Genomic DNA, 11,964 nt, shown 5'->3' with positions numbered 1-11,964 from the left:
GTGATATTATGGTTGATTATACTCATTATTCTTTGACAAAAAAACAATATATTTTGACAGTGTTCATTGCGGGATGTCTATTTTTTCTAGTAACCTATGTGTTTTTTATGAATTTCATTATAAGCATTCTTCTTTCAATATGTGCTTTATTTACTCCTAAATATAGAGCACAGCAGTTAAACATAAAGAGGAGAGAAGAGTTGATTTTACAGTTTAAACAAGCTCTAACTAGTTTGTCATCTTCTTTATCAGCAGGGAGATCAATTGAAAAGGCACTTGTTTATACGTTGGAAGATTTAAGAACAATATACCCCAATGAAAATACGTATATTATTCAAGAGTTTAAAATGATGAATGTACAAATTAGAAATGGATCTACAGTTGAAAATGTATTTCAAAACTTTAGCGACCGTACGAAAATCGAAGATATTACAAATTTTGTTGAAGTGTTTAAAATCTGCAAAAGAACAGGCGGAAATTTAGTCGAGGTGATTCGTACAACTACAAATATGATCAGAGATAAAATTGAGATTGGACAAGAGATTAATGTCCTCATCTCTAATAAAAAGTTCGAAACAAGAGTATTAAATATTATTCCTTTTATATTCATAGTATTTTTGCGATATAGTTCTCCAGAATACATGTCTCCATTATATCAAGGTAAAGGTGTTATCGTAATGTTCATAGCTCTAATCTTATTGATTCTCAGTTTCGTAATCAGTCAAAAATTTATGAAGATACAGGTGTAAATGATGAAGGAGAATTATTTTACATTTGTACGAGAGTTTGGTGAACCATTTCAACTTAATATACTAAACCCCATCTCACTATATTTGATTGATAGACTGAACTTAATGGAGCATTTTTCGAATAAGATGGTGACATTACATTTGAAACTCCAGTTTTTATATGGTTCTGAAAAAGTGATCCCTTATAAAAAAATGTATATGGCACAATTAATCTCTGCATCATTTTGTATGATAACCTTTTCCATTGGAGTATTACTCTTCGGAGGGATGAGTACTGAATTCATGTTCATAGGATTACTTCTTCTCATTATGTTGCCTTTTTTATTGTATAGAGAGCTGAATGAGAAAGTAAAAAGGAAGAAAAGAGAAATTTTAATGGAGTTGCCCATTTTGTTAAATAAGATTGCCTTGTTAGTTAATGCAGGTGAACAAATACAAAAAGCACTGATAACATCTGTGGAAAGTGAGAAAAGAAATCAAGTTCACCCCCTTTATGTTGAATTTCAAAAGGTTTGTATGCAATTGAAAAATAATGTTTCATTTCAGCAAGCTTTAGAAGAATTAAGTCAAAGAGTGGCAATTCATGAAGTATCTATTTTTACAAATACAATTTTAATGAATTATCGGCGTGGGGGAGAACAGTTAAGTTTATCTTTAAGAACGTTGTCTCATCAATTATGGACTACACGTAAAACAATTGCTAGAACCTTAGGTGAGGAAGCCTCCAGTAAATTGATATTTCCAATGATCCTTGTTTTTATGGTCGTTATTTTAGTAGTTGCAGCTCCTGCAATATTAATGATGAAGTGAGGGAAAGAAAATGAAAAAAAATGCACTGGTTCAGTTAAAAAAACTATGGAAAGACGAAAAGGGGCTTGGAACATTAGAAATATTACTAATTATTGGTGTGTTAGTAGCCATTGCTATCGTTTTTCGTAAATGGATTATTTCATGGGTAAATACTTTGTTTGATGAAACACAAAATGAAATGAAAACAAATTTGGATAGTATTAAAGAACCTACAACATCAGGAAATTAAAATAATGAATATCATTATGAAGTCTCTTTCTATTTTAAAAGAACAACGAGGGAACTTCACTATTGAATCCACCTTGATATTTCCTATTCTCTTTATGATTACATTATCTACTCTTTTCTCATCTTTATTTTATTATCAGAAGGTGATTTTATATTCCTCATCCTCATTAACAGCAGAAAGAACTTCTTTTACTTGGGATAACAGTTTCAAAGACCCCATCACTGGAAGGGTTTCATCTGAGGTGGGGGACGAACTTTATTGGAGAGCATTTCAGGATTCGATCTCTCAAATTTTTTTACTTGGAGCAGATGATGGAAAAGTCATTTTAGAACTACCTGTACAAAACAATATGAATGGTTATAGTGGTGTTTTAAAAAAAATGCACAATGCTGCTCAGCTGTTGCCTGACTCTTTCATCGGTAAAATAGCTTATTCTAACCATTTAGTTTCACGTAAAGTGACAGTTGAGTTAAACCGATTCATTCAAATTCCAGAAATAATGAAAATGAATAATCATGTTTATTCATATGTTGAATCATCTATAACTGAACCTGTAGAATTTATCCGCAATATTGACTTACTTCGAACGTATGTACAAGAGTTAAAACAACGCAAGATAAGTGAGGGCAAAGTGAGGGATGCTTTTGATCAGTTTTTTGATTTTGAGAGTCCTACTTCCTTTGCAAATCATGGTGATGCAGCTATTTATTTAGAGAAACTAGTGCAGGGAAGTAAGAATAAATTTGATACAAGTTTTGGAAAAAGAAAAATAGATGCACTAGATAGAAATGGTGTTGCTCATCAAGCTTATTTAACATTTAATGAGAATCAACTTCGCTCGCAAATGGTAAAGGATGTTGAGTTATTAAATCATGGAGAAGATGTAAAGGGAGTCATTTGGCATTTTTTTAGAAAACATAATCAAACAATTAGGGTAGGTCCTTCTAAAGCATTTATATCTGAGTTAGAAAGTAAAGGGATAGTAGTAATCATCCATGATTAGTTTTAATGGAGGGTAAAAATTGATGGATTTATTAAAATCAAATCAAGGGTCTATTTCGATCTATTTTATGATTATATTTATTGGCATTTTTCTGTTTAATACTGTTTTGATTGACTTTGCTAGAATCAGAATAGCAGATTTGCAGGCTGAAAAAATCATGAGATCTTCCATTCGATCTGTTTTGTCTAGTTATGATAAACGTTTACAACCTTATGGTTTATATGCCCTTACAAGTGAAGAGGATGCTTTGCAAATCTTTCAAGAAGTGTATGAGCAGAATTTGTCTTATTCAAAAGTAGGAGATATTACAAACTTAAGTTCGTTAGCTTTAAATCAGGATTCAATCGAAATTTCAGGAATAGATTTTTTAGCAAATGAAGACATATTTCAGCGACAAATACTAGAGGAAATGAAATATAGAGGTCCGATTGAATTTGTGTTAAGCGTGTTAGAACCATTTCAGAAAGATGGTTTATCCGCTGATTTAAAGGGGACTTCTACATTTTCAAAGCAAGCAGAAGAAATCGAAAAATTAATTCGTGAAAGAGAGGAAAACTTGGATTCTGCTTGGTTACAAATGCAACAGATGTTAGGGGTTCAAGGAATGATCAGAAGATACTATCATTATTATGATCAGCAATTTAATGAGATCCATAATCTAGCAGGAGAAATTGGACTAAAACAAGTGGATGAAATTAGACAGGAGATTAAGAGTTTCCAAGAAGATGTAGATAACTATCGACATAAGGTAGACGATCTCAATGAAAAAAAACAAAATAGTGAAACAGAGGCAGAAAAGGTTAGTTTGCAATCAAAAATAAATAAGTATAAAAAATCGATGAATGAAATAAAAGATCGAATTTCCGATCTTGAAACTTTAGTCAAAAAGATAGAACAATATGTAGAAACGATTTTAATTACTGAATTGCAATTAGATAAGGACTATGAGCAGCTACTAGATGCACAAACATGGATAATTTCAAAAATACAAAAAGCACAAAAAGTAAATGATGAATTAGTTGATAAACTAGAAAAAGAAAAAATAATGGGGGGAGACTATATCAGTACTTATGATCGAACTTATTTTAGAAAGATAGAAAGTGAAATAGGAGTTATCATAAGTTTGTTTAGTGGAATGAAATCACAATTCAATTCCACAAAGTTGCTTATAGGATCAGATTACATAAAAAGGCATCAAAATTTGATAGATGCCAATGAAAAAGTGCTGAATTACGGATCAGCATATTATAACAAACAATCTATTATTGAAAATAAACGAATGAATAACAACGACAAAATAAAAGATCAAAAAAATGAACAACTTAAAAAAACGGAAAATCAATTAAAACAAGTTGCTGAATTATTACATTCCTGTAATGGTACAGATCAGCCGATATATTGGGAGCTAGAAGATTATAAGGAAAAATATGATCAATTTAATCAAAATAAAGTAAAGGAAACATCGATTCCTTCCATTGATCTGAATGGTGTAGAGGATGTTGGCAAACAAGCAATGTCAATAATAGATAAGATTTCAGCTGCACTATTAAGTGTAAGAGATGAAGTGTATATCAATGAATATGCACTTACAAAATTTAATTACAGGACATTAGAAGATTCAAATGAATTATCAGATCCTGATCATCACAGATTATTTAATCAAGAAGTTGAATATATCCTCTATGGCTTTAATCATTGTCAATTGAATCAAACCTCTGCCTTTTCTGAAATTTTTTTACTTCGTTTAGCGATTAGGACAATGGAGACTTTAAGTGATCCTGAACAATCTATCCTTAAGGTGGGCTCTCCATTGTTATCATTTTTATGGGCATTAGCTGAAGGAACAGCTGAAGCATATAAAGATATGGAGAAACTTATTTCAGGTGAAGATGTGAATCTATCTAAAAAGTTATCTAAAAGTATAAGTCTAGAATATAAGGATTATTTAAGAGTTTTCCTGTTTGTACATAGTAATGATTCCAACATGCTCAGGCGTATGTTGTCTTTAATTGAATTAAATACTGATCAAGATTTAACATTAAAACAAGTCAGTGTTGAAGCATCTGTTGAAACTTCGATTCGATTATGGTTTATTCCAAGAACGATGGAAATGTTGAGTCAAGATGTACAAGGTGATGAAGTAATCATGAATAAAACTATATTTCTTACCTATTAGAAATTATCATGTTCACATTGGAAGTGAGATTAGATATGTTAAAAAATAAACGAGGTAGTCTGGTGTTAGAAGCAAGTATAGTATTACCCATATTTATATCGGCTTTTCTAGCTCTTATTTCATTTTTACAAATTGCTCTGGCAGAAATGGCTCTGCATCAAGCAGTGAATGAAGCAACGAAATTGACTGTGACCCATGTATATCCTATATATGTACTAAAAAATCATCAATCAATTCAAAGTTTTCAAAATGATATTACTAACATGATCCCTGAGGAATTGGATTTTTTAGTAGAGTTACAAAAAGAAAATATAAATCATATCACGGATGAAATTTTAAACGTAATTTTTTTACCGTATCTGATGTTATTTATCGATGAGGATATATTACAAAAGGATCAGGTTCAAGTGATAAAAGTGATTTTACCAAATCTACAAGATAGACAAAATGCGTATTTCGGGATAGAAGCTAGTTATTCTATAAACTTATTACTTCCATTTATTGAACGTGAGGTTACTATTCAGAAAAAATCACTCGAACGAGTATGGATTGGAGGTTGATCTCAACTGATTCAATATTACATTTTAATGATTTTTATTTTGTTAGCTTTTCTTACAGATATAACTACTCATAAAATACCAAACGTGATTACGATGACAGCTATAGTTACAGGATGGTTTTATCATATTATTAAAAATGGTTTTAATGGATTATGGTTTTCATTGATAGGTTTATTTGTTGTAATGCTTCTTATGGTTTTATTGTATTCAATTAGAGCAGTAGCTGCAGGTGATGTGAAGCTATTCGGAGCTATAGGAGCATGGACTGGTTTAAAAGTATCGTTATATATTCTTATGTATTCAATATTATTTTCAGCTTTGATCGGAATGTGTATCTTATTATTTAAAAAAGAGAATTGGAGTCGTATCAAAGCTGTTCATTTAAACATTTTTAATATTTTTATATATCGAGATATTAAGTTACTAAAAGCGTTTGCAAATGATAATTTACAATTTCCATTTATGATTGCAGTATTACCTGGGGTTGTTGCCGCTTATTTCCATTTATTTTTATTGAAAGGTGTGATATAAGAGATGATCAGTGATAATTCTGTAGGTAAAATAGTTGACTTCCATTTTGATTATATACAACAGGATGGATTTTATATTGCATTGTCAAAACCTAACCTTAAAAGAGATATGTTATCCAATTTACAACTCAAAATGATAGAGGGTAATTTGCCACATCAAATATTGCCTATACAAATAGATGAACTTAATTTAAACGTTCGACTTTTATTCGAATATACAAATAAAAGAATGCTAACTCAACAATTAAAAATCAAACAAATTACTATAAAAGAATTTTATAAAATTATACTCCAAGTTGTGACTATCATTCATAAACTTAAAGCTATGTTATTAAATGAATTAAATTATATAATACATCCTGATTTTATTTTTATTGGCAGGGATGTTACAGATATTTACTTAACTTATGTACCAATAAAACAATTAAATGATAAGGAACCTGTTATTGTACAAGTAAAACAACTAGTTTTAACATTAACTGAATATGTTCAAGATATGAAAGGAAATGAATTGCAAAAAACACTCACATTATTAAGTGAAGAGAATGTTTCTTTACAAACGATAAAAGATGAAGTTTTGCAATGGTTAAAAGATGGGTTTGAAGAAGATCATGAAATTGAAATAAATGAATTGAATGAATTAAATGATTTGAATGACATGAATGAAACAAACATACCTAAATTAGATGACAGCATGCATCCTTTAAAAGAAGTTTATAATGATAAAATCATAAGGTCAGCTCCATTAGCTAAGCCCTTAGATATTATCCATGGAAAAAATCGCGCGATTATAATAACGATATCAGTTTTGATCGTAGCCATGGTATGGAGGCTTTATTTAGCATACGCAACATCAGCTTTTTACATTATAGCTCTGGGAATATCCATTTTTATGATTGTTTTAAATCTTTTCATATTTTGGATTGGAAAAAAGCATGATCAAAATAATAAAGAAAATGAAGCAGGAGTAGCCAATCAATCTAATTCATTAAAAGAAGATGTGAATTTAATGGAGATTTTTGAACAATCACAAGATGAAACATACTTCCAACAGTTACCCAATCACACGAAGATATTAACTCCATCAGATCAAACCGTTTTATTAGGAAATGGGAATCCACTTGAATTAAATGAAGTAAAAAAAACCGAGGTGTATTTGAATATTTCAAATGCAGGAAATGATGAAATTGAAAGAGTAGATGTGAATATTGAACATTTTTTGATAGGAAGAGATCCAACGATAGTGAATCATGTATTAAACAAAGTGGGGGTTTCAAGAGCTCATTTAGAAATTATAAAAGCTAATGAAGGGCAATACGAGATCAAGGATCTTGGATCTAAAAATGGAAGTTTTTTAAATGATGAAAAACTAATCCCTTATAAAACATATACATTAAAACATAATGACCACGTTCGTTTCATTTCGGTTGATATGAAATTCATCGTAATCAACTAAGATTTTGAATAATATAGAAATGTAGGAATATTATGCATGAATAATTTTAGAAATAATTGTATAATTATGAATTCCAAGTGACCTTTTAAGTTTTTTTTCATATTTTAAATATGAAAAAATTTAAACTTTTTGCTTGTAAGCGTTACAAAATGGTTTAAAATATGTTAATCTAAATCTAAGATATTTTATAAAAATATAATAAATATACAAAAAATGTTTTTTATAACAAATATAATAATCTTCTTAAAATATATGAGCTAATTTTAATAAATCAACTTGGCATATCGGAAAGTAATATTTGATGTGTATTTTACTTTTATGTGAGAGGAGATTTATAGTGAATTTTGTTGAATCAATGAAATCGATGTCAATTTTTCTGGTTATCACTATTTCTATCTTTTTTTTAACTGGATGTAGTATCACTAGTAATTCTAACTTAGGACATACTACACTTGAATATTTAGGACACTCCAGTATAAAAATTGTTACAGATCAAGGTAGAGTCATTTATATTGATCCTTGGGCTGGTGAGAACTATGATGAACCAGCAGATATTGTGTTAATCACTCATTTCCATTATGATCACGCTGACATTGAAAAAGTAGAAACAAAAAAAAGTACTGTATATATTACTCCATACTTTGATTTTGAGGGGAAAAGCATCCCTAGTGAATTTCCTGGTTATTCTATTAAGATAGCGGGAATAAAAATAAATGCTGTTGCAGCTTATAATGAGTTTCATGAAAAAGAAGAATCCTTTGGTTACATTTTAGAGTTAGGAGATGTCTTGTTATATCATGCTGGAGATACATCCAATATAGAGGAAATGAAGTTATTATCAAATTTAAATATAACCTATGCTTTATTGCCAGTTGATGGGGTATATAATATGGACCCAGAAGAAGCAACTGAAGTAGCAAAAATTATTAATGCTGAAAAAGTGATTCCTATTAGCACTGGTGAAGACGGATTTTATAATGTAGAGAATATTAGAAAGTTTAATGTTGAGAATAAAGAAGTATTGAAACCTGGAGATGTAATTGAATTGATTAATAATTAATTAAAGTACCACCATTGTTCTATGGAAAACAATGGTGGTACTTTTTAGAATGTATCACATAATCAAAACCGTTCTTCATTTCATTTATAAATCTTTGAGAGATTATCCATGCAGATCTAATATAACTTGCTTAAAATCAATCTCATGAGCAACTATACCTAACCCAGTAATGATTGCTGCAAAAATAATAAGTGTAATAATTCCCTTTTTTTTCATTCGTGATTCATTCCTTTCTATATGTGATCAAGTGTATCTCGAATAGTTAATTGTGAAGCTTTCCATGCAGGATAGAAACTTGCAGCTGTGGACCCTAGCAAGATAAAAATAAGCCAAATGAAAATAGCCATGGGCGATAAAACGAGCGGCAGTGGAACATTAAAAGTCATGTTTCCAATCAGCCTTCCAATACTAGCAGACAATGGTAATGAAATGGGAAGAGCAATGATCCAACTTATGATACCGATGAAAATGCCCTCACTGACCACATTTCGTAAAATTGTTCCAGACCTTCCACCAATCGTACGCATAATCCCAAATTCTCGGGTACGCTCAATTACGTTCGTACTCATGGATGAAATAAGACCGAGTCCACCAACGACTGCCATAATCATTGACATCATAATTACGGCAAAAATAAGAAGGGAGATATGACCAGTTAATGCTTCGGCTAACATAATCTCTGACATGATGGATTCTACATTGACGTTTTCTTTTGCTAGCACATTTTCAATCTCATTTTTCATGGTAACTATAGATTCTGAATTTTTTAAAGCTACACGCAATTTGTTTGATAGCTCTAATTGATCTGTAACTTCACCATATCCTTCTGAAGATATATAAACAGTATTTTTAGCTAAGTCTTCTCTCACAATGCCGACCAATTCAAATTGCACTGAATTTCCACGAATCAATAGTGGCAGGGAATCCCCTACGTGTAAATCTGGGAATAATGTTTTGGCATTATGGTTTAGTACAATAGCATTGTTGTTATCTGTTTCTTTGAGCCAACGCCCTTCTATTAATAGCAAATCCACCATAGAACTATTTATTGGAACAGAGCGAAGTGAGAAGCTTCCATGTCCACCGTCTGGATACGTTTGAACGATATTTAAATCATCTGATCGAACCGGTGCAGTTTCTTCTGTATTCCAAACTTCTACTTTTTCTACACCAGGAATGTCTTTAAGGATTTGTTTCATTCGTTGCTTCGGTTCAGCATCATTTAACTTGATTTCCAAATCATAATGACGTTGTGAAGCGGCATCAGATATAATCTTTTCCCAACCTGCTTTAACATTTAAACCTGTTAGGAACATACTACCTGCAACTGATAATAAGCTGATAGTGAGAATAAGACGCCCTCTTTTACGAAATGTATTTCTTAAAGCTAGGATCAGCGTTCGATCTAATCCTTTTATTTTTCCGAGAAATGTCTCAAGTCGACTAGTACGAAGTGATTTTCTACTTACTCCGAATTCGCTGAGGGTTTCTCGAACAGTAATTCGAGTTGCTCTTAAGATAGGAATGAGTGCTGTTAAAACAGGTATTAGAATGCCTGCTAACAACAGAACAATGTAATTCCACAAAGGAATGACATCACTGTAAATCGTAAAATTCAAGATCACTGCAATCATCTCTGCAAAAAGTCGTCCAAATGCGATACCTGCAGGTAAACCAATAAGAACAGCTACGATGCTCAAAACAATGATCATCAGCAAATAAACACCAGCAATTTGCCTAGTACTTGCACCGATTGCTTTCATAACACCAATTTGTTGAATCTGTCCAGCTAGCATCCCGTTAATCATTGTGGCAATTAGAATAGCACTTAGAATCAATGCCATTAGACTGAACAAAAGTAACATAATTACAATGGATGTAAGTTGGGATTGATGTGGATGTTGACCAGGGGGCGGGATTCGAATCTCTTCAATAGTAAGCCCCTGTTGTTGAATCCATTCTGCTAGTTTTCCAACATTTTGTTCAACTTTTTCTTTATTCAATGTTTGATCTTGGAATAGTACTTTTAGAATGTGGAAAGACTCAGTCTCACCAAGTTGTTGCAGGGTGGATTCAGAAATATATCCAAACGCTCTTTGATCTTGTTCTGCTGGAGACAAACTTGGATCATGTACGGTACCTGAGATGGATATTTGCTTCTTCTCTCCATTAGAAGTTTGAATATAAAGAGCATCCCCAATATTCGCCTCTAAAAATATAAGTGCAGATCTCTCCATTAAAATTGAACCATCTGGAGGAGGGTAAACACCAGACTCTGGTTCGAATGTTCCGATGTTCATATTTTCAAAATCATCAATGCCAAATAACATGATCTCTTGCCATTCATTAGGTTGCATTTCAATTCTAGCATTTACCCAGACTGTGGCTTCCACACCTTCTATCCCAGGTTGTTTTCTAACTTTTTCAAGGAAATTTTTATCACTATTTTTTAAATCAATACTTTCCAATTCAATATAGGCGGAAGCCGGATTAGTGCTCATATAATTTAGATTTAGTTCACGGGTGAGAATAGAATAGGAACTTAACATACTTGCAATTCCAAAAATACCGACTGCAATGGCGATCACCATCATGACCACTCGGCCTTTTGCATTACGTAGATCAGCTAGTGCTTTTTTCCATCTTGGGCTAAACATGGTGTATCTTCTCCCTACTTGTTTCAGATACGATTTCACCATCAGACAATAATACCGATCTTGTGAAAAAATGGCTTAAATCTCTTTCGTGTGTAACCATCACAATTGTTTTCCCTTCGCTAATGAGATCTGTAAAGAGATTCATTACGATGTTTGTGGTTGCAGAATCAAGATTACCAGTCGGTTCATCAGCAACTAGTATGGGAGGATCGTTAGCTAACGCTCTAGCAATAGCAGCACGTTGTTGTTGACCGCCAGATAAATCAGACGGTAAATTGTTGGCCTTTTCCGCAATGCCCATCTTGCTTAACAGATGAATGGCTCGCTTACGTCTTTCCTTTCTCGGATACGTTTTGCAAAAATCCATGGGCAGCATTATATTTTCTACAACAGTAAGTGTGGGAAGTAATTGATAGGATTGAAAGATGACTCCGATATTTTTCCCACGCCAAACCGCCATTTGTTCTTGATTGAGAGAATGAATACCTTTTGAAGCAACATATACTTCTCCAGAGGAAGGGGTATCGATTCCAGTTATCATATTGATTAGCGTAGATTTCCCACTCCCAGATTGACCGACAAATGCTACGAATTCACCCTTGTTTACTTGTAGATCAATTTCTTTTAGAGCTGTAAAGGTTTCTGATGATGAAGTATATACTTTACTTACCTTTTTAAGAGAAATGAGATGATTAAGTTTTACCATTGTGAACCTCCTTAATATAATAAAAATA

General features: G+C 32.0%; 11 protein-coding genes. 9 read left to right on the top strand and 2 right to left on the bottom strand.

Annotation, left to right across the window (positions count from 1 at the left end):
* Positions 1-8 precede the first annotated feature (8 nt).
* The 9 genes from EPK97_RS12510 to EPK97_RS12470 all read left to right on the top strand — a co-directional run bounded on the left by EPK97_RS12510 (position 9) and on the right by EPK97_RS12470 (position 8,573).
* The gene (locus EPK97_RS12510) at positions 9-749 is read left to right on the top strand and encodes a type II secretion system F family protein (RefSeq protein WP_162036957.1); all 741 of its coding nucleotides are present in this window, start codon (positions 9-11) and stop codon (positions 747-749) included.
* A 3-nt stretch (positions 750-752) separates the two neighbouring features.
* Positions 753-1,559 carry a type II secretion system F family protein gene (locus EPK97_RS12505; RefSeq protein WP_162036956.1) on the top strand — a complete coding sequence of 269 codons (807 nt, stop codon included), beginning with the start codon at positions 753-755 and terminating at the stop codon, positions 1,557-1,559.
* Between the two features lie 10 nt (positions 1,560-1,569).
* Complete coding sequence (locus EPK97_RS12500) at positions 1,570-1,788, top strand: Flp1 family type IVb pilin (RefSeq protein WP_162036955.1); 219 nt, start codon at positions 1,570-1,572, stop codon at positions 1,786-1,788.
* 4 nt (positions 1,789-1,792) lie between these two features.
* Entirely contained in the window at positions 1,793-2,791 is a 999-nt protein-coding gene (locus tag EPK97_RS12495; RefSeq protein ID WP_162036954.1) for a TadE/TadG family type IV pilus assembly protein, read from the top strand.
* A gap of 22 nt (positions 2,792-2,813) precedes the next feature.
* The gene (locus EPK97_RS12490; RefSeq protein ID WP_162036953.1) at positions 2,814-4,967 is read left to right on the top strand and encodes a hypothetical protein; all 2,154 of its coding nucleotides are present in this window, start codon (positions 2,814-2,816) and stop codon (positions 4,965-4,967) included.
* Between the two features lie 35 nt (positions 4,968-5,002).
* The gene (locus EPK97_RS12485) at positions 5,003-5,527 is read left to right on the top strand and encodes a TadE/TadG family type IV pilus assembly protein (RefSeq protein WP_162036952.1); all 525 of its coding nucleotides are present in this window, start codon (positions 5,003-5,005) and stop codon (positions 5,525-5,527) included.
* A 27-nt stretch (positions 5,528-5,554) separates the two neighbouring features.
* Positions 5,555-6,058: an A24 family peptidase gene (locus EPK97_RS12480; protein WP_276609500.1), complete on the top strand. Its 504-nt coding sequence runs from the start codon at positions 5,555-5,557 to the stop codon at positions 6,056-6,058.
* A 3-nt stretch (positions 6,059-6,061) separates the two neighbouring features.
* On the top strand, positions 6,062-7,513 hold the full coding sequence (locus EPK97_RS12475) for a DUF6382 domain-containing protein (protein WP_162036950.1): 1,452 nt from the start codon (positions 6,062-6,064) through the stop codon (positions 7,511-7,513).
* 337 nt (positions 7,514-7,850) lie between these two features.
* On the top strand, positions 7,851-8,573 hold the full coding sequence (locus tag EPK97_RS12470; protein ID WP_162036949.1) for an MBL fold metallo-hydrolase: 723 nt from the start codon (positions 7,851-7,853) through the stop codon (positions 8,571-8,573).
* Between the two features lie 233 nt (positions 8,574-8,806).
* Here EPK97_RS12470 and EPK97_RS12465 read toward each other — a convergent pair whose 3' ends face one another.
* Together EPK97_RS12465 and EPK97_RS12460 are read right to left on the bottom strand one after the other, a co-directional pair.
* Positions 8,807-11,230 (bottom strand): ABC transporter permease, encoded by a 2,424-nt coding sequence (locus EPK97_RS12465; protein ID WP_162036948.1) that lies wholly within the window; start codon positions 11,228-11,230, stop codon positions 8,807-8,809.
* Positions 11,223-11,936: an ABC transporter ATP-binding protein gene (locus EPK97_RS12460; RefSeq protein ID WP_162036947.1), complete on the bottom strand. Its 714-nt coding sequence runs from the start codon at positions 11,934-11,936 to the stop codon at positions 11,223-11,225. Before EPK97_RS12460 ends, EPK97_RS12465 begins: the two co-directional genes overlap by 8 nt.
* Positions 11,937-11,964: the final 28 nt, after the last annotated feature.

Origin of the sequence: Chengkuizengella sediminis, assembly GCF_010078385.1 — a bacterium.
In the GTDB taxonomy this organism is placed as follows: domain Bacteria; phylum Bacillota; class Bacilli; order Paenibacillales; family KCTC-33759; genus Chengkuizengella; species Chengkuizengella sediminis.
The sequence above is the reverse complement of the archived record's forward strand: the minus strand, read 5'-3'. Positions and strand labels throughout refer to the sequence as shown.